A 20,052-nucleotide genomic window follows, 5' to 3' on the forward strand; every position below is an offset into this window, starting at 1 on the left:
AAGGTTCATCAATTATGTATTTGAAATATAAAGGCGATCGTAATTACGCCCATGGTAGCGATATATACAACGTGATGCAGTCACTGGCGGAATCGTCATGTGAAGCTTCATTTATTTCGACTATCTCATTTAGAGCTTTTGCTCGAAATCAGTGTGCTGTAGTTTTTGATAAACCGGAGCAAGCTTTGATAGCACAAGGAAAGATTTTCCGAGATGGTGTCGAAGAGCAGTTTTGGTTAGTAGAATCTGACACTCCCATTACTGAGCGCTATCCTTTTGATGAGGACGCTATAGCCGCACATTCAACAATTATTATTGAAGAACGTCAAATCAGCTTGTCGCAGCGGGGTTTGTTTAGCCCGATCGAAGAGGTTATAGCGATGACTAAGCTGCTCAACTATCGAATTGAGCCAGATGTTTCCGGAAAATGGGTCTTTGGACAACTCAATGTCAAAGGGCCATTGCCGAAACATGGAAATCTTGTTATCCGAATGAAATCGTTGCTAAGAGGGCGATTTAGTATTAATGAAATTATCGTAGATGATGAAATTATCGGAACCATTCGGTTTATTGTTGGGAGTCCATTGACGTGATAGGGATTAAGGGTGTTGCGAGTTTTCTTCCTGAAAATTGCATTGACAATATAACTCAGGCTCTCAGGTTTGGGGAGAGTGAAGATTTTATTCAGAAAAAAATCGGCGCTCGAAAGCTTCCTAGAAAAACAGGTGGCGATGATACTTCGGATTTAGTTGTTTATGCAGTTGAAGCATTATTCAAAAAATATCCAGCTCTTAAGCGAGAAAATATTGATGCTTTAGTCGTAGTTACCCAGAATGGCGATGGTGAGGGGTTGCCTCATACGGCAGCTATTGCCCAGGAAAAGCTTGGCCTATCTACCAGTGTGGCAGCTTTTGATATTTCATTAGGGTGCTCCGGATATGTCTATGGATTGTATGTGCTTAAAGGTTTTATGGAAGCTGTAGGTTTTAGAAACGCTGTTTTAGTGACGGCAGATCCTTATTCAAAGGTGATTGACGATGGCGATAGAGTGACAGCATTGTTGTTTGGTGATGCGTCAACAGCTACCTGGTTAGGGCTGGATGCTGAATGGGAACTTGGCCCTTCCCATTTTGGTACGGATGGTAGCGGATCAGATTATTTGCAGGTTAAAGAGCAGCGTTTACAGATGAATGGTCGTCAGGTCTATAACTTTGCTGCTTTGCGTGTTGCACCCCATATTGAGGAGTTACTAAAAACAGCAAATCTATCTGCAGGTGATATAGATGCGTACTGCTTACATCAAGGAAGTATGGCAATTTTGGAAGCGATAAGTCGACGCTTTCCAGAGATCAAAGAAAGATTTGTTAAAGATATGTGTCATACGGGGAATACGGTTTCTTCGTCTATCCCTCTTTTGTTAGAAGATCGCTTGGGGCTGGAAGAATGGAATCGAATTATCATTAGTGGTTTTGGTGTTGGTTTGTCTTGGGCTAGTGCTTTATTGATTAAAAATAGGAGAAAACAGTGATAACACCTGAAAATGTTCGTGAGGCAATGTCGAGAACTGGAGTCAATATAGATATTAGTAAGATTCCTGATGAGGGTAATTTGACTGAACATGGACTGGATAGCTTAGATATCTACGATCTAATTTTGGAGATGCAGGAAGTTACTGGGCTGGAAGTGCCTGATGATGATGTAGAAAAATTAAACAGTATCAACAATATTGTAAGTTATTTTTCTTAAACTCGGAATGATTAAGTGAGAATATTTCATGGCTTGACAAATATAGCTGGTATAGGCGGCTACTTGGCTGCGTATCAACAGGAGCAAGGTTTTGATTCTAAGTTGTATGTATTAACGCCCAACAAATTTTATGATAATCATGATCTAGTTGTATGTGAGAGGATAGGTAAAATTCGTTGTGGTCGACACATTGCTAAAATTTTTTTCTTCTTTTGGTCTTTTTGGCGATTTGATGTTTATAACTTTTACTTTGGTGAAACCTTGCTACCGTTTTCTGTTGATTTGCCAATCCTGCGGTTGCTGAAAAAAAAGGTGGTGATGATCTATTGTGGGAGCGATGTTCGGCTTACAGAGATAGAGCGTTCTCGTAATGAGTTTTGGGACCTGGTAGCCCCTCAGTTTGTCGGAATGATGGATGATCCGTGTCGAGATCCATATAAAAAAATCATGATGAGATGGCAAGGATTTTGGTGCAATAAAGTTATTGCTCCTAGAAACTTATATGCCCCTGTCTCTCTTATGATTAGTAACGATAAGATTGTTAGTGATTTATGGGTTCATAATTTAGGGTTTACAGATGCAGTTGATACGGCTGAGGTAGTTGATTTAAATGATGAGCGAAAAAACTTACGTGTGGTTCATTTGCCAACATCGCCTTTGTTGAAAGGGACGAGCTATTTTAGACAGGCCGTTGATGAGCTAAAAAACGAGGGCTTGGTTTTTGATTATGTTGAAGTCACGGGTGTGGAGCATGCTGAAGCCCTAAAACAGGTTTTTCGCGCCGATATTATTCTAGACCAAATTTTGATGGGAGGGTTTGGGTCGTTATCTATTGAGGGGATGAGCTTTGGTAAGCCCGTGGTTTGCTATTTACTTGAGTCGGTAAAAGATAAACATTGTCCTGATTGTCCGGTTGTTAGTGCAACAATCTTAACAGTTAAAGGGAAGCTTAAAGAGTTGTTGCTGAGTAAAGACCTTCGTTTGCAATTAGGGGTTGAAGGCAAGGCTTTTGTTAATAAGTATCTTGACTCAAAACTGATTAATGAACGCGTTCTCGATCTATACAAAGATCTCTATCGTGCTTAAGTCATTTTTCAAAGATAGTGTGATTTATACGATCCCTTCTGTGCTAAGTCGTGGGATTTCATTGTTATTAATTCCCTTCTATACGAGGGTTCTTGATCCTGCAGATTATGGTGCGCTAGATTTGTTGCTTGTATTTCTTGGGTTAATAAATCTAACGGTTGCACTGGAAGTATCTCAAGGGCTGGCGAGATTTTATTCTTCCGTAACAGACCAGGTTAGTAAGGGTTTATATGCATCCACTTCATTTTGGTTTGCATTTTTTTGTTATTTATTCTTTTTGATTTTAATGTATTTGTTTTCAGATCATATATCCTATTGGATATTTGGTAGCAAAGAATACGAAACTTTTTTTATAATCGGTATCTTTTACATATTTTTAAATGGAATCTTCTATATGATTCAGAATCAACTTCGTTGGGAGTTGAGAAGCGTAAGTTACGGGGTTGTCAGTATATTGTATTCAGTCCTTTCGGCGTCTGCTGCCGTAACGTTGGTTGTTGCGGGTGATATGAAGGTGGAGGGTGTTTTGTGGGGGATGTTGTTTGGTGCCTTAATTAGTTGTGTCTATGGCCTTTGGACTCTTCGTAATAGTTACCGTTTTCAGTTTGATATTGTGAAATTACGAGAAATGCTTTTGTTTTCACTTCCTTTGGTCCCATCTGGTTTGGCTGTTTTTTCCATGCAATATATTGATCGTCTAATGATTAATCATTATCTTTCATTGGGAGATGTGGGTATTTATGGGATGGGGTATAGGATGGCCAGCGTCGTTGGTCTGTTAATGGTAGGTTTTCAGATGTCACTTACCCCGTTGGTTTATGCGAATTTTGAAAAGCCAGAAGTGCCTCATCATTTGGCAATTATATTTCGTATTTTTTTGGCGTTGGCTTTATTGTTTTTTTCTTTTATTTCAATTTTTGTTTCGGAGATATTGGGGTTCTTGGTGGCTCCAGCCTATCATTCTGCATCTGTCATAATCGTTTTTTTGGTTCCTGCTTTGCTTCTTTTTAATATGTATGTTTTTTTTCCGGGAATAAGTATAGCAAAAAAAAACCATTTGAAGATTTTCATATATTGCGCTGGGCTTGTCGTGGGTATTTTTTTTAATGTGTTGTTAATTCCTTTTGTGGGGGTTGTTGGTGCGGGGATATCGACTTTGATTTCCTATGGGGTTGTTTTTACTGCCTATGTTGTTTTAAGTCAAAAATTTTACCCTGTTCCCCATGAAGGAGTAAAGTTGACAACTGCTGTTCTCTTGGTGGGCTTGATTGTTACTGCTTTATCTTGGTTTGATCCTAATGTTTTAGTAAAAACAATATTTATGGCGTTAGTGTTAATTGTTCTATTTGCAACGAATTTGTTTCGTTTCTCTGAGATTCAGCAGTTATATTCTTATGTGTTGAGGAGGGGGGGGGGGGATTGTTGAATTTTTAGTTTTTTTAGTTTCAATTCTTAGTTTAATTATTTCTTATAAGGTCAGGAAGCTGGTTGTGTTCAGTTATATGATCGGGTGCTTTATATGTGTGGAATAGCCGGTGGTTCATGGTCGAATAACTCTAATGGAATCCAAAAGAAACTTAATGATGCGCTGGACTTAATGAAGAACCGGGGTCCAGATGATCAGGGTTTTGAATTAGATTCTTTTGCTAATGGTGTAGTGGGGCTTGGACACTCTCGGTTATCAATTATTGATTTGTCACCAGCTGGTCATCAACCTATGCACTCTAATGATCACTCTATCACGATCGTTTTTAATGGTGAAATCTATAATTACCGAGAGTTGCGAGCAGAGCTTGAGTCGCATGGCCATGATTTTTGTTCTGGCTCAGATACGGAAGTTTTATTGCAGGCATGGCAGCAATGGGGGGAGGCATGTTTGCTTCGTTTAGTAGGTATGTTTGCATTTGTCGTTTTTGATCGAGTAAAAGGTACTCTTACATGTGTGCGTGACGCTTTTGGTATAAAACCTTTTTTTTACACTATGGAAAATGGCGCCATGCTTTTTGCGTCTGAAATGTCGGCAATAAAAGCATTAAAAAGTGAAAAGGTGGATCTTGATTGGCAAACCGCCTATGAATATCTAGTTTACGGAGATTACGATAGTAGCCAACGCAGTTTTCTCGATGGCGTATTTCATCTCATGCCAGGTCATATTATAACCTTTGATCTGAATAAGCGTGAATTGTCACAGCCTGAGTGTTGGTGGCAACCAGATATTACTGAATCAACTACATTATCATTTGAGGAGGCTGCTAACCAGCTTCGTGAGCTATTTCTAGATAGTGTCCGTATGCATTTACGTAGCGATGTACCTATAGGCGCTGCACTTTCTGGAGGCGTCGATTCCTCTGCGATAGTTTGTGCAATGCGTTTTATTGATCCTGATTTACCTATAAACACCTTCAGTTATATTGCTCGTGGTAGCTCGCTGTCAGAAGAAAAGTGGGTGGACCATATAAACACTTATGTAGGGGCAGATATACATAAGGTAGAGGTTAGTGGCAGTGAGTTAGCAGCGGATTTGGATGAAATGATTCGTTCTCAGGGTGAACCTTTCATGAGCACTAGTATTTATGCCCAATATCGGGTTTTTCGGTTGGCTAGAGAGAGTGGAGTAACAGTTACGCTTGACGGTCAAGGCGCTGATGAATTGCTTGCAGGGTATAGTGGTTATCCCGGTCAACGAGTCCGGAGTTTGATTGAAAATGGCCGATTCATTAGTGCCTTTATGTTTCTCAATAATTGGGCAAAATGGCCTGGACGTAATAAGCTTGACGGTATTAAGCGTTCTATTGGTGAGTTTCTCGGAGGACGCCTTTATGATTTCTCCCGAAAATTGGTAGGTAAGCCCGGTATTCCTTTGTGGATAGACGAAAAGCCATTGATAGAGAAAGGTTTAAGTTTGCGTTTTCCTCTTCAAGCTTTCTCCGGCCGTATTTTTGGAAGAAGAGTGATGTCTGAGTTAGCATTATCATTGACTCGACGGGGAATACCTGGCTTGCTGCGTCATGGTGATCGTAATTCAATGCGATTTTCGGTAGAAAGTAGAGTCCCATTTTTGACTATCGAAATGGCTAATTTTCTTTTGTCTTTGCCAGAGAGCTATTTGATTTCAGAAAAAGGTGAAACTAAACATATCTTTCGAGCTGCAATGCGAGGTATTGTGCCGGATGACATCCTTGATAGAAAAGATAAAGTTGGATTTGAAACGCCAGAGCACGAATGGTTGTTGTCGGTATCCGGTACTATCCGGGAATGGCTAAGCGTCGATTTGAATCTACCTTTTTTAAACCAAAAGGTTGTGTTGGAAGAGTTTGATTTAGTTGTGTCAGGGGAGAAAAAATCATCTCCTTATATATGGAGGTGGATTAACTTTTCTCGTTGGTATCATATTTTTATTCTTGAATAGTAATTATGAACTAGTTATATCGTTCTTTTAACCATTTTTGATTCTTTTTATAATTATCGGTGCTCTGTGTGAAAATAATGACCATCTTGGGGGCTCGTCCTCAGTTTATAAAAGCAGCCACAGTTTCTCGTGCCATTGCTCGAGTATCAAAGTACTCTGAAGTTATCGTGCATACAGGGCAGCATTATGATTCTAATATGTCCGATGTATTTTTTTCTGAGCTGGAAATACCTAAACCTGCATATAACTTGGGCGTTGGCGGCGGCAGTCACGGTCAGAATACTGGCCGAATGTTAGAAGAAATTGAAAAAATTCTATTGCAAGAAAAACCCAGCATTGTGTTGGTTTATGGAGATACTGATTCTACGTTGGCAGGGGCTCTTGCTGCTGTAAAGACTCATATTCCGATTGTGCACGTTGAAGCAGGGTTGCGATCTTTTAATCGTCGTATGCCTGAGGAAATAAATCGTGTGTTAACTGATCACATGAGTGATCTTCTATTAACTCCTACTGAGCAAGCTATTTCAAATTTGTCAGCAGAAGGAATAGTGGGTCGCACTGTCGTTAATGTTGGTGATGTTATGTTTGACGCTGCACTTTATTTTGGTCAAAGGGCTGAATTAGAGAGTGATGTGATGGATAAGTATGGGCTTGTCTCAAAGCAGTTTTATCTGGCAACAGTGCATAGGCAAGAAAATACAGATGATGAATTTCGGTTGAAGAAAATATTTGAAGGTTTTTCGAAAATTGACCAACCTGTAGTTCTTCCATTGCATCCGAGAACAAAAAACTCTATCCATCAGCAAGACATAGAGTTGCCCTCAAATATTCACATAATTGATCCGCAGGGCTATATAGATATGGTTATGCTTGAAAAAAACGCGTGCGTAATAGTTACAGACTCAGGAGGGATACAAAAAGAAGCGTATTTTCACGGTGTTCCTTGTGTCACGCTGCGTGATGAGACCGAATGGGTTGAACTTGTTGATATGGGGTGGAACCGTTTAGCTTCCCCAGTCGATGATGATTTTGTTAGTATTTTTGCACAAAGTTTTCGTGGTGGCCAAGAAGGTTTAACTCCCTACGGAAGCGGAACAGCTGCCGAACAAGTTGTTTCTGCGCTCGATCTTCTTTCATAGTCATAGAATCATTAAACTCACAGGTCTTATTATTCTGGTTGGTACTGTTCTATGACGCGCGGTGTTCTTCTTATCTGTCAGCATTTTGTGCCTTATACTCCTTCTGTGGGAGGGGTTGCTCGTGTTGTATATCTTTCCAGGTTTTTAGTGGCAAATGGAATTAATACTACTGTTCTAAGTTCTGATGGTGTTAATTATGGGGATTTCGGCTTTTCTAAAAACCTTGCTGGAGTCAATGTTACGTATCTACGGGATCCCTTGAAGTCTTCTGTTCAGTCCAGCTTACGTATAATCAATAAACCTACGACACGGCATAAAGGTTTTTTTATGTCGATTCTAAGAATTTCCAAATCGATATTGAACCGGCTAGTCATACCAGATCTGGGCTTGTTAATGGTTTATAAGTATTACAAGGCGGCATCTAAACTGATTGAATCGGGTAGTATAGACACCGTTTTCGTATCAACTCCACCACATAGTATGCAACTTGTTGGTGGCTTTTTGAAATGGAAGTTTGGTAATAAAATTACACTTATAGCTGATTATCGAGATAGTTGGAATACTAGTACTATATTTGCCCCTGTTGGCCCTGTTTCTGGATTTTTCTCTCGTAAGATGGAAAAGTTTTCACTCGCAAGGGCTGATATAGTGACTTTTGTATCTGAACCAATGATTTCTAAACTGGACAAAATGTTTCCCGATTTATATCTTGTAGAGAAAGGTCTCCTTGTCATGAATGGATTTGCGGGAGACCCATGTTCTTTTACTATCCCGAAATTTGAAGATCCTATTCGTATTGGTTATTTTGGGATGGCAGATGATGACCCTAATGGCTATAGGGACGTGGAACCGCTACTAAACCTCACATCAACAGCTGTTCGTTCAGGTCTGAATATCAAGTTGTTTTTTTACGGTACACTTCGTTTATCACATCTAAATATCGCTGATTATCCATATGTTGAAATCTGTGAGCCTATAGCTCATAGCGATGTTCACCTATTCATGCAAAGCATGGATTACCTATTATTATTACATACCAACCCTAAGAATAGTGATGAGGTTGTAACTGGTAAGCTTTTTGATTATTTACAGGCACGTCGACCAATTATCTGTTATTCACCTGAAGATATGGAGGCGGCGCGGATTATAAAAAAATTTGGTTTAGGTGTATGGGCTGATATTCAGTCAACTGACCAAGCTATTGAGGTGTTGCAGGGCCTTAAGTTTAACCATTACCCTGTATTACAAGACGAACAGATAATTTCAACATTTAGTAGAGATGGTCAATATCTAAAAATTTTAGAGCGTCTGCGAGACAATCATTGAAAATTCTTATAGTAAGTCAGTACTTTTGGCCGGAAAGTTTCATTATCAATGATGTTGCGATCAAGCTTGTTGAACAAGGCCATGAGATTGTTGTGGCTACAGGGAAGCCTAATTATCCGGAAGGTAAAATATTTGACGGTTATCAAGCAAAGGGTACTACTTATGAGCTATATATGGATAGAATCGAAGTGGTTAGAGCTCCCCTATGGCCTAGAGGGAATGGTGGTGCGACCAACCTTTTTTTGAATTATCTTTCGTTCGTCCTTTCTGGGCTTATATACTTTCCCTGGATGCTGAGAAATAAAAAATTCGACAGAATCTTGGTTTTTTCGCCATCGCCTGTCACTCAGGTTATACCTGCAATTATACTTAAATGGATTAAAAGGGCTCCGCTGGCTTTGTGGGTTCAAGATTTGTGGCCGGAAAGTCTTTCCGCGACGGGTTTTATTAAAGGTAAGTATCAATTGAAAGCAGTAGAGGTAATGGTAAAGATTCTTTATGCTGGTTGTGATCTTTTACTTGTTCAGTCTCGTGCATTTATTGATCCAGTTTCACACTACGCTGACCGGAACAAGATTATTTATTATCCTAACTCTATAGATGCAACTAAAGAAAACTCTGAAAACCCCATACCGGATGAATTGGCTCGTGAGCTTGAGGGGCACTTTTGTATCGTATTTGCTGGTAATTTAGGCACTGCTCAATCTCTGGATACTGTAGTTCAAGCAGCAGATCATTTAAAAAATGATCCGTTGCTTCGAATTGTTTTGGTCGGCAGCGGTAGCCAATTTGATTGGCTGAAACGTAAGAAGTTAGATCTGAGGTTGGACAACTTGATTTTGGCTGGTCGTTTCTCTATGGATCAAATGCCTCAAATTTTTGAGCGTTCTTCGGCCTTACTGGTTTCATTAAAAAACGACGAAATCTTTTCCTATACGATACCTAGTAAGGTACAAGCATATCTTGCAGCGGGTCGACCTATAATCGCTGCATTGGAGGGGGAGGGCGCGCGCGTGGTAAATGATTCTGGAGCAGGGTTAACCTGTGAGCCTGAAAATGTGACGGCTTTGGTTTCTACTATTCGAAAAATGAGCGAATTACCACAACAAAAGCGGAATGCCATGGGCTTAGCTGGACGAGCATATTTTGATGAGAATTTCGATATGGCAACTCAGGTTGAGAGTTTGGTTCATCTGTTAGAGCAATCTGATGGTGGTTCGAAGGGGTGAAGATGCGAGTGTTGGTTTTTGGTGTCACTGGTATGCTGGGGAATGCTGTATATAAGTTATTTGAAAGAGACCCTATGCTTGAAGTCTGGGGTACTCTTCGAGGTGCCGGTTCTCTAAAATATTTTTCTGAATCAAGTCACGAAAGGCTGATAACAGGAGTTGATGTACTGGATCAGGATTCCTTGGTGTCTGTAATTGATAGGGTTCACCCGGATGTGGTCATTAACTGTGTCGGGCTGATCAAGCAGCTGGCGGATGCTAATGATCCGCTTACGGCACTTCCTATCAATGCCATGCTTCCTCATCGTTTGGTCAGGCTCTGCGCATTAGCAGGTGCTCGATTTATTCATGTTAGTACTGATTGCGTGTTCTCTGGTAGCCGAGGAGGGTATATTGAAGATGATATATCTGACGCAAAGGATCTGTATGGTAAGTCCAAATACATTGGGGAACTACACGACTGTGCTAATGCTATAACCCTAAGGACCTCTATTATTGGTCATGAACTTAATTCCTGTCATGCTCTTGTGGATTGGTTTCTATCGCAACAAGGTTCTGTGAAAGGCTTCTCCAGTGCGGTTTTCTCGGGTTTGCCGACGGTTGAGTTGGCGCGCGTAATGAAAGATTATGTGATGCCTCAGCCTGATTTGAGTGGTTTGTACCATGTTGCTTCTGATCCTATTAATAAATTTGATCTGTTGCAGTTGGTTTCCAACCAGTACGGCAAGCAGGTCAAGATTGTTCCTGATGCCGAATTGGTCATAGATCGTTCTCTGGATGGTGCGCGTTTTCGTGATGCGACGGGCTATAATGCCCCCGCGTGGCCGGATTTGGTCAAATTGATGCATGAGAACCGGTAGGCTGAATTCCTGTGTTGAGTTGGCTGGATTATACTGCTCTTGCTGTGAAAAGAAGGCTTTCCGCCGCGACTAGGCTGCTAATTTGTTTGGAAGGTATACATGTTTGATAACAAAGTCTTGATGATCACCGGGGGAACAGGTTCTTTTGGTTATACGGTGTTGAAACGTTTTCTCAATACCGATGTTCGCGAAATACGCATCTTCAGCCGTGATGAGAAGAAACAGGAAGATATGCGCATTGCGCTGGGCACTGACAAAGTCAAGTTTTACATTGGTGATGTGCGTGATTACGATAGCATCTCTCAGGCGATGATCGGGGTTGACTACATCTTCCATGCCGCAGCATTGAAACAGGTGCCCTCCTGCGAGTTTTATCCGATGGAAGCGGTTAAGACCAATGTAATAGGAACGGAAAACGTACTCAATGCAGCAAATGCCAATGGTGTGCAACGAGTTGTGGTGCTTAGTACCGATAAGGCTGTGTACCCCATAAACGCCATGGGTATCTCTAAGGCGATGGCCGAAAAGCTAATGGTCGCGAAATCTCGCTTGATTCCTGAGACGGGTCCGGTCATCTGTGCCACCCGCTACGGCAATGTTATGGCTTCCCGTGGTTCTGTGATTCCATTGTTTGTTAGTCAGTTGAAATCTGGTGAACCATTGACGGTTACCGATCCCAATATGACGCGTTTTCTGATGTCACTTGAGGATTCTGTTGACTTAGTATTGCATGCATTTGAGCATGCCGAGCAGGGTGACATCTTTGTACAGAAGGCACCTGCTTCAACGGTTGAAGACTTGGCCAAAGCCCTTAAGGAACTGTTTTCGAGCGATAGCAAAATTAAGGTGATTGGTACCCGGCATGGAGAAAAACTCTATGAATCTCTTATCTCTCGCGAAGAGATGGCAAAAGCTGAAGATATGGGACGCTATTATCGAATACCAGCAGATAACCGCGACCTGAACTATAACAAATTCTTCGACGAAGGTGAGCAGCAACTGTCGGACATGGATGACTATACCTCGCACAATACCGAGCGCCTTAACATTCGAGGCATCAAGGAGCTCCTTCTGAAGCTTGATTACATTCAGGAGCAGACAGATGCTTAAAGTTATGACCTTAGTAGGTACACGACCGGAGTTGATCAAAATGAGCAGAGTAATTGCCGAATTTGATCAGCAGGTTCATCATGTGTTGGTGCACTCGGGGCAAAATTACGATTACGAACTTAATCAGGTGTTCTTTGATGATCTGGGCATTCGTAGGCCGGATCATTTTTTAGGGGCTGTCGGCGACTCTGCGGCTAAAACTATCGCTGAAGTAATAGCGAAAGCAGATGATGTATTGGCGTTAGAACAACCTGACGCCATTCTCCTCTATGGTGACACCAACACCTGTCTGGCTATTATTTCTGCAAAACGGCGAAAAATTCCCGTTTTCCATATGGAGGCGGGGAATCGTTGTTTCGATCAACGCGTGCCGGAGGAGCTTAATCGTAAGGTTCTTGATCATCTTAGTGACATCAATATGGTGCTCACCGAACATGCTCGGCGTTATTTGATTGCTGAAGGTATACGTCCAGAGACAATTATCAAGACGGGTTCCCATATGGAAGAAGTGCTTGACTATTACATGCCAAAAATTCAAGAGTCAACTGTAGTCCGAGACTCAGGGTTGGAGGAGGGCAAGTATTTTATTGTCAGTGCCCATCGGGAAGAAAATGTTGATACTCCCCACAATCTAAGGGATCTGCTCGCAACGCTTCATGCTTTGGCTGATCATTACCAATTACCTATCATAGTTTCTACCCATCCTAGAACACGGAAGAGGCTGGAGGAACTTGGTGAATCTCTCGACCATCCATTGATACGATTCGAAAAGCCATTTGGCTTGCTCGACTATATGAAGTTGCAGATGTCTGCATTTTGTATATTGTCAGATAGCGGAACTATCACTGAAGAGGCTTCACTTCTCAATCTACCAGCGATAACTATTCGTAATGCTCATGAACGGCCAGAGGGTATGGACGAAGGTACTCTGATTATGAGTGGTTTAAAAAAAGAACGGGTTATGGATGCGGTTAGGGTGATAACCAGTCAGCATGACCTTAAACGAAGGGTTATCCCCGTTGTCAAAGATTATCAGGCAGGTCTTGTCTCCAAACAAGTTTTGCGGGTTGTGTTGAGTTATACCGATTACATCAACCGCACGGTATGGCATAAAAGCTGATGGGGAAAATTCTTTTAACAGGAGCTACGGGTTTTGTTGGATCCCGAATTTTGCAGTATTTGCTTTCCAGTCAACGCTACGGAGTAATTGCTGCGTTGCGCAATGATCACACCGGCCTTCCCACTGGTGTCTTAAAAACAGCTGTCGGGAATATAGATTCGAGCACTGATTGGGATCAGAGTCTTTTAGGTTGTGAAGTAGTTATACATTCTGCTGCTCGTGTTCACGTAATGAACGATAATACAGATGATCCACTGTTAGAATTTCGCCGCGTTAATGTTGAAGGAACGCTTAATTTTGCGCGACAAGCTGCGAAGAAGGGCATTCGACGGTTTATTTTTATTAGTTCAATTAAGGTTAATGGCGAAGAAACGACACCTGGCAGCCCTTATTGTGCAGATGACATCCCTGATCCTCGAGATCCCTATGGGATTTCTAAAATGGAGGCAGAGCAGGGTCTACGAAACATCGCTGATAGCAGCAATATGGAAGTAGTGATCATTCGCCCTGTTCTGGTTTATGGGCCTGAAGTTAAAGCAAACTTTCATACTATGATGAAATGGCTCTATAAAGGCGTACCTCTGCCCTTGGGATCCATTAATAACTCCCGAAGTTTGGTGGCTTTAGATAATCTGGTAGATCTTATTGTGCATTGTATTGATTGTCCTACGGCAGCTAACCAAACCTTTTTAGTTAGTGATGGTGAAGATTTATCAACTACCGAGTTGCTTCGTAAAATGTCGCGTGCTCTTGGTAAACCAGATCGCTTAATACCCATGCCATCGATTTTGCTAAAATTCGTCGCTGCCTTGTTTGGAAAACGAAGTATGTCTCAACGGCTATGCGGTTCTTTACAAGTTGATATCACCAAAACTCAAGAACTGTTGAAGTGGACGCCTCCAGTTTCTGTGGAAACAGCTCTGCAAAATACTGCGGACCATTTTTTGGAGCAGTTAAGGTGAACCTTCTCTGGTGGCTGCTACCCATAGTGCTATGTTGTTCTCTACTGTTTACTTGGTTATTACGCCGATATGCACTAGCGCGTAGCTTGATAGATATTCCGAATCATCGTAGCTCTCATTCAGTACCGACTCCACGTGGAGGAGGGGTGGCAATTGTAATTTGCTTCTTACTCTCTCTGCTTTTTTTGTTTTTTGCTGGATTTGTTGATCAATCATTCTTTATCGCCTTTGCTGGGGGGGGGGCGGGTATAGCGCTCCTTGGTTTTTTGGACGATCACGGCCATATTCCTGCACGATGGCGGTTGGTTGGGCATTTTCTTGCCAGTGCCTGGCTTCTTTTCTGGATCGGAGGGTTGCCAACGATTTATGCTTTCGGCGTAACTCTTTCATTGGGCTGGATTGGTAATTTTATAGGGGTTGTTTTTCTTGTTTGGCTTTTGAATCTCTATAACTTTATGGATGGCATCGATGGTATTGCGGCAATTGAGGCCATCTTTGTTTGCTTGGGAGGGGGGTTACTGTACTTGGTAGTAGGGGAATTATCTTACATTTGGCCACTGCTGCTGCTGGCAGCTTCTGTTTTTGGATTTCTCTACTGGAACTTTCCGCCCGCTAGAATCTTTATGGGAGATGCAGGTAGCGGATTTCTTGGGTTTGTTCTGGCAGGCCTAGCGCTTCAAGCTGCCTGGGTCGATTCTGTTTTGCTATGGGGGTGGTTGATACTTCTTGCCGTGTTTATTGTTGATGCAACGTTCACCCTTTTACGGCGATTATTGCGCGGTGATAAGGTTTATGAGGCCCATCGTAGCCATGCTTACCAATATGCATCTCGTAAGTATCGGAGTCATAGGTCTGTTTCGCTGGCGGTGTTGACTATTAATGTATTGTGGTTGTTACCCTTAGCCGTTACGGTGGCCATTGGCTATATTGATGGAGCATTGGGTTTCACTATCTCTTGTTTACCTTTGATAGGTTTGGCCTTTTTAAATAAGGCAGGTGAACTTGAGACTCCTGGGCGTTTTTAGATCTATTGAGTTATATGGTTCTGTGGATTGTTGATAACTGTGTTTATTACTAATCGAAAATCAAATTTATAATGACTATTAAACAAGCATTGTTAGGACTTTCCCGCAAACAGAAGCGTTCACTGCAGGTGGCTACGGATATACTCCTTATCTGGCTGGCGCTCTGGCTCGCCTTTTTTATCCGGCTTGGGACAGATCAATTAATCAACCCACTTGGCGATCATTGGTGGCTGTTTGCTGCAGCGCCTTTAACCGCGTTGCCTTTCTTTGTCACGATGGGGCTTTATCGGGCGGTTATGCGCTATATAGGTCGTGATGCACTGATTACCATCGTCCAGGCGACCGCTTTATCGGCACTGCTCTTAACCCTACTTGTCTATTGGTATCGAGGCGATGTTTTAGTCCCGCGCTCGGTGGTATTCATCTACTGGTTGCTTGCCACTGCTTTTGTCGGAGGGCTTCGGCTGTTTATGCGGCGCTATTTTGTTACCGATACGCCGCTGTTTTATCCATTGACTCGCTTTCGAAAGCACCAGAACATCATGGATAAACGGACTCCTGTTGCAATTTATGGCGCAGGTGATGCTGGGTTTCAGTTGTTGTCAGCCTTGGAGCGAAGCTCCGAACTATTGCCTCTAGCCTTTATTGACGATGATCGATCTCTTGCCGGTCGCGTTATTGCGGGCTTACGTGTTTATACCCCCAAACATATTGAGCAACTGATCTCTGAAACGGGTTGCCAAGAGGTTTTGTTGGCACTTCCTAGTGCAACTCGCCAACGCCGTAGGGAAATCATTGAGCAGCTCGAGCCCTATCCGGTTCATGTCCGCACATTACCCGATATCAATGAGATCGCTACAGGTAAGATCAAGGTTGATGATATTAGAGAGGTCGGTATAGAGGACGTTTTAGGGCGTGATCAGGTTACGCCGGATGTGACACTGCTACAGCATTGTATTGAAGCTAAAGTCGTAATGGTAACAGGTGCAGGGGGGTCGATAGGCTCGGAACTTTGTCGAAAAATCATTGAAATAGCGCCAACTACCCTTGTGCTGTATGAACACTCTGAATTCAATCTGTATCAGATCCATCGTGAATTGGAGTCAATTGCCGATAGTCTGGGGGGGGCGATCAAGCTTGTCCCTATTCTAGGATCTGTGAGAAACCCCAAGCGTCTTGTTGCGGTTTTACAACGCTATTCGGTTGCAACGGTATACCATGCGGCGGCCTACAAACATGTTCCTATTGTTGAGCATAATGTCGCCGAAGGTATTGAGAATAATGTCCAGGGTACAGTGCATGCAGCTCTCTCTTCGATCATTGCTGGCGTGGAGAGTTTCGTGCTTATCTCTACGGACAAGGCCGTGCGACCAACCAACGTGATGGGGGGCTCCAAACGTTTAGCAGAGATGGCATTGCAGGCCTTGGCTACTGCTGCTCAGGTTACTCTTAGTCAGCCCGAGCTATATGGAGTTGAATCATCTGAGTTTACGAATAAAACCCGTTTCACGATGGTCAGGTTTGGTAATGTGCTGGGCTCTTCGGGCTCCGTTATTCCTCTCTTTCGTCAGCAAATCGCTAATGGTGGACCGGTAACCGTAACTCACCCTAATATCACTAGATATTTTATGACCATACCCGAGGCGGCACAGCTGGTGATCCAAGCCGGCTCGATGGGTGAAGGTGGTGATGTTTTTGTTCTGGATATGGGCGAGCCGATAAAAATTGCTGATTTGGCTGTTAAGATGATCCACATTGCAGGTTTAAGTCTACGGGATGAGACTAATCCAGAAGGTGATATCGCAGTTGAATATTCTGGCTTACGTCCTGGTGAAAAGCTCTACGAAGAGCTGTTAATCGGTGATGCCGTAGGGTCAACCAGCCACCCCATGATTATGCGCGCTGAAGAAGAGTTTATCAGTTGGGAACGATTTGATGAGCTATTAAATCAGTTATCACGGGCCTTAGAGGAAGGTGATTTCGTGTCAGTTAGAGCCTTGATGGTCAAACATGTAGCTGGGTTCAAGCCCGATTCCAGTATTGTTGATTGGATGGCTCGAGTATAAATCATTCCATGTCTTTACGAGTTGTGGCCAAGAGTGATTAATTCCGCTTAGTGAAACTTTATTCCTTAGTTACCCCCAAATTGATTGGCGAAGAACCCTTGTCGTACCTAGAATGGATGGACAAGGAATAAACTTGCTTTGGGGGAAGTATGAGCAATATTGTTTGGCATGAACAGGCAGTAACCAAGTCGGATAGGGCCAGTCTGGCAAAACAGAAGCCCTGCCTTGTCTGGTTTACCGGTTTGAGTGGTTCTGGAAAATCGACCATTGCTAATGCGTTAGAGCAGGAGTTACATCGACGGGGTTTCCATACCTATCTTCTGGATGGTGATAACGTTCGCCATGGCTTGAATAAAGACCTTGGTTTTACCGATGAAGACCGAGTGGAGAATATCCGCCGTATTGGAGAGATGGCTCACCTGTTTGTCGATGCCGGTGTTATTGTGATGAGTGCCTTTATCTCACCCTTTGCGGCTGAACGAGAAATGGTGCGGGGTTTGCTTGAACCTGACGAATTTATCGAAGTCTATATGAATGCACCTCTTGAGGTCTGTGAGGGGCGTGACCCAAAGGGCTTGTATTTGAAAGCCAGGCAAGGTGAAATACAGAACTTTACTGGTATTGATTCTGCCTACGAAATACCCCGGCAGGCAGATGTTGCCCTGGATACAGGAACCCTTCCAGTCGAAGCCTGTGTGGAACAGTTGGTGAATTATATGGAAGCCAATGGGTACATATAGCCGATGCTGTTAGCGGCATATGGGAAAACTAACAGGGCACCACTGAACAGCTCAATATTCACAGTGTGGGTTGCCCGATGCATAGCTCCAGTTATCTGGAACAACCAAGCGGCACTATTATGACTCTACTATCGGTCATAGTATTCTTAGTGTTGATCGCGCTGTTGATTTCGCTGATTGTAACCCGAATTAAACCCGCATTCCTGTTTGGTATTTGCCTGCTGGTATTCTATCTACTGGGTTTGATTGATCGCTCAATAATGCTAGCTAACTTCATTAATGGCTCTTTGCTGACACTATTGCTATTGCTATTGGTCTCAGTGGGGTTGGAAAAAAGCCGGCTCTTGGACGGGCTTACTCGTTTCCTGCTAAATCGAAACGAGCGATCATCGTTACTGCGACTTGGTGGTCTCACTGCACTGCTTTCAGCGTTTTTAAATAATACCGCTGTTGTCGCAGCATTAATGGGGCGCATTGCCTCGCAGAAACGTATAGCACCTTCCCGGTTATTGATTCCTTTATCCTATGCGGCAGTATTAGGTGGCACGACAACCCTGATTGGCACCTCCACCAACCTGATTGTCAACAGCTTTGTCGAAGCCTCGGGTGGTGATACCTTAGCATTAACCGATTTTATGTGGGTGGGGATTCCGGTCACCGTTATCGGCGTTTTAGCTTGCGTTGTCCTTGGGCCCCGACTTTTACCTACTTATCCGGCGGTACAGAAGCTGCAACGTCGTTATTTTGTGGAAGCGGTTATAGAGTCAGGAGCTCCTTTAATCGGTCGGACCGTGCGTGAGAATCAGTTGCGTCAACTCGATGATCTGTTTCTAGTTGAGTTACTACGAAATGACCGGGTAATAGCTCCTGTTAGTCCTGACCTGCTATTGGAAGCGGGAGATCGCCTTCTATTCAACGGTGAAACGAGCAATGTGCAGCAGTTGTCTGCAATAGCTGGCCTGAGGTTAGCCCATGACTCTCAGGGTATGGGCGCCATGCAAGGCGGTATGGCCGAAGCGGTTGTCTCGAATACCTCGAACCTTGTCGGAAAAACCCTTAAGGATACCGGTTTTCGTGGTCGTTATGATGCCGCAGTGGTTGCGGTGAATCGTGGTCATGAGCAGTTGTCGGGTAAGCTGGGTAGTCTCGAGTTGCAAGTGGGTGACTGTCTTCTATTGTCAGCCGGGGAGGATTTTGAGCAACGAGCAAGGGACAGTGGAGATTTGCACCTGATTGGTAGTGAGAGTGGAAGTGGCCGGCTCAATATGCGCAGTAGTCTACTCTCTTTTTTTACATTCATAGGCGCAATCATTTTGGCTGCTTCAGGTGTATTGCCCCTGTTCGATGGTTTATTGATTGTACTGTCCTTTTATCTGCTTATGGGCTGGGTCAACGTTGGTGAGCTGGTGCAACGGTTTCCCTATCAGCTCTTTTTAGTAATTGGCAGTGCCCTTGGTATTGCCCAGGTCGCACAGTCCGTGGGGTTAATCGATATCGCAGTGGCTTTTCTGGTGCCTGACAGTGCTAGTCTTTCACCCTGGATGGCTTTGTTGATGGTTTACCTGTTGACGATGTTGTTAACCGAGTTGGTAACAAATAATGTCGCAGCCGCGTTGGCATTCCCGGTTGCCTGGGGACTGGCAGAAACCTTAGGTGTTTCTACTATGCCCTTTGTTATGGCCGTAGCTTATGGCGCGAGCGCCAGCTTTTTGACTCCCTATGGTTATCAAACCAATTTGATGGTGTATGGTGCGGGTAATTATCGTTTTTTTGATTATTTGAAAATGGGATTCCCCATCAGCTTGATCTACGGCACCTTGGTAATGCTGTTGATACCGCTCTTTTTTCCATTTTATTAATGCCATCAGGCCCTGGGTTCAGATCCGCAGATTTTTGTGTTCCTTTTACGCTCTCTATTTGGAACTGTAATAGTCACCTGCGCCAGATTACAGCCTGAATGGCTAATCTCCTACAAGCCCCCATGAGTCATGGGGTGTTATGAGCTTTGCTCTTATCTTATTATTAAGGCACCTCTGATTAATTCGGATAGATCTCTGCGGATCCTAGAAATGGTTTTTATCAAGGCGAAGCTTGCCGTTCATGTCGAGACCTGAACAAGGGCTTCAACACCGAGAAAAGCCATTTTAGGACTGCCCTACGGGGCTTTCAGGCGACCCCAGACTCTTTGTTACGCCTTTTTGAAAGGTCTGGACCTTACTGCAAAGACGTGCCGC

General features: G+C 43.2%; 17 protein-coding genes. All 17 read left to right on the forward strand.

Annotation, left to right across the window (positions count from 1 at the left end; all coding sequences use genetic code 11):
- The first annotated feature begins 14 nt into the window (after nt 1-14).
- Nucleotides 15-593 carry a hypothetical protein gene (locus tag MIB40_RS08970; RefSeq protein WP_249693197.1) on the forward strand — a complete coding sequence of 193 codons (579 nt, stop codon included), beginning with the start codon at nt 15-17 and terminating at the stop codon, nt 591-593.
- Nucleotides 590-1,528 (forward strand): ketoacyl-ACP synthase III, encoded by a 939-nt coding sequence (locus MIB40_RS08975; protein ID WP_249693198.1) that lies wholly within the window; start codon nt 590-592, stop codon nt 1,526-1,528. Before MIB40_RS08970 ends, MIB40_RS08975 begins: the two co-directional genes overlap by 4 nt.
- Nucleotides 1,525-1,746 carry a phosphopantetheine-binding protein gene (locus MIB40_RS08980; protein ID WP_249693200.1) on the forward strand — a complete coding sequence of 74 codons (222 nt, stop codon included), beginning with the start codon at nt 1,525-1,527 and terminating at the stop codon, nt 1,744-1,746. Before MIB40_RS08975 ends, MIB40_RS08980 begins: the two co-directional genes overlap by 4 nt.
- Nucleotides 1,747-1,761: 15 nt before the next feature.
- A complete protein-coding gene (locus MIB40_RS08985; protein ID WP_249693202.1) occupies nt 1,762-2,832 on the forward strand; it encodes a glycosyltransferase in 1,071 nt (356 codons plus the stop codon).
- Nucleotides 2,825-4,258 (forward strand): oligosaccharide flippase family protein, encoded by a 1,434-nt coding sequence (locus MIB40_RS08990; protein WP_249693204.1) that lies wholly within the window; start codon nt 2,825-2,827, stop codon nt 4,256-4,258. Before MIB40_RS08985 ends, MIB40_RS08990 begins: the two co-directional genes overlap by 8 nt.
- Before the next feature lie 93 nt (nt 4,259-4,351).
- On the forward strand, nt 4,352-6,241 hold the full coding sequence (gene asnB / locus MIB40_RS08995; protein WP_249693205.1) for an asparagine synthase (glutamine-hydrolyzing): 1,890 nt from the start codon (nt 4,352-4,354) through the stop codon (nt 6,239-6,241).
- A gap of 77 nt (nt 6,242-6,318) precedes the next feature.
- Nucleotides 6,319-7,380 carry a non-hydrolyzing UDP-N-acetylglucosamine 2-epimerase gene (gene wecB, locus MIB40_RS09000; RefSeq protein ID WP_249693230.1) on the forward strand — a complete coding sequence of 354 codons (1,062 nt, stop codon included), beginning with the start codon at nt 6,319-6,321 and terminating at the stop codon, nt 7,378-7,380.
- A 51-nt stretch (nt 7,381-7,431) separates the two neighbouring features.
- On the forward strand, nt 7,432-8,706 hold the full coding sequence (locus MIB40_RS09005; protein WP_249693207.1) for a glycosyltransferase family protein: 1,275 nt from the start codon (nt 7,432-7,434) through the stop codon (nt 8,704-8,706).
- On the forward strand, nt 8,703-9,935 hold the full coding sequence (locus MIB40_RS09010; protein ID WP_249693209.1) for a glycosyltransferase family 4 protein: 1,233 nt from the start codon (nt 8,703-8,705) through the stop codon (nt 9,933-9,935). The genes MIB40_RS09005 and MIB40_RS09010 overlap by 4 nt, the downstream gene beginning before the upstream one ends.
- Before the next feature lie 2 nt (nt 9,936-9,937).
- Nucleotides 9,938-10,795 (forward strand): dTDP-4-dehydrorhamnose reductase family protein, encoded by an 858-nt coding sequence (locus MIB40_RS09015; protein ID WP_249693210.1) that lies wholly within the window; start codon nt 9,938-9,940, stop codon nt 10,793-10,795.
- A 99-nt stretch (nt 10,796-10,894) separates the two neighbouring features.
- Nucleotides 10,895-11,905, forward strand: coding sequence for a polysaccharide biosynthesis protein (locus MIB40_RS09020; protein ID WP_249693212.1), 1,011 nt, complete (start codon nt 10,895-10,897; stop codon nt 11,903-11,905).
- A complete protein-coding gene (wecB, locus tag MIB40_RS09025; RefSeq protein ID WP_249693214.1) occupies nt 11,898-13,025 on the forward strand; it encodes a non-hydrolyzing UDP-N-acetylglucosamine 2-epimerase in 1,128 nt (375 codons plus the stop codon). The genes MIB40_RS09020 and wecB (MIB40_RS09025) overlap by 8 nt, the downstream gene beginning before the upstream one ends.
- Nucleotides 13,025-13,987 carry a UDP-glucose 4-epimerase family protein gene (locus MIB40_RS09030; protein WP_249693216.1) on the forward strand — a complete coding sequence of 321 codons (963 nt, stop codon included), beginning with the start codon at nt 13,025-13,027 and terminating at the stop codon, nt 13,985-13,987. Before wecB (MIB40_RS09025) ends, MIB40_RS09030 begins: the two co-directional genes overlap by 1 nt.
- A 146-nt stretch (nt 13,988-14,133) precedes the next feature.
- A complete protein-coding gene (locus tag MIB40_RS09035; protein WP_249693218.1) occupies nt 14,134-15,012 on the forward strand; it encodes an MraY family glycosyltransferase in 879 nt (292 codons plus the stop codon).
- Between the two features lie 71 nt (nt 15,013-15,083).
- On the forward strand, nt 15,084-17,078 hold the full coding sequence (locus MIB40_RS09040; RefSeq protein ID WP_249693220.1) for a polysaccharide biosynthesis protein: 1,995 nt from the start codon (nt 15,084-15,086) through the stop codon (nt 17,076-17,078).
- Between the two features lie 149 nt (nt 17,079-17,227).
- Nucleotides 17,228-17,818 carry an adenylyl-sulfate kinase gene (cysC, locus tag MIB40_RS09045; protein WP_249693221.1) on the forward strand — a complete coding sequence of 197 codons (591 nt, stop codon included), beginning with the start codon at nt 17,228-17,230 and terminating at the stop codon, nt 17,816-17,818.
- Nucleotides 17,819-17,895: 77 nt separating this feature from the next.
- A complete protein-coding gene (locus MIB40_RS09050) occupies nt 17,896-19,677 on the forward strand; it encodes an SLC13 family permease (RefSeq protein ID WP_249693223.1) in 1,782 nt (593 codons plus the stop codon).
- Nucleotides 19,678-20,052 lie beyond the last annotated feature (375 nt).

Source organism: Aestuariirhabdus haliotis (assembly GCF_023509475.1).
Taxonomy (GTDB): Bacteria; Pseudomonadota; Gammaproteobacteria; order Pseudomonadales; family Aestuariirhabdaceae; genus Aestuariirhabdus; species Aestuariirhabdus haliotis.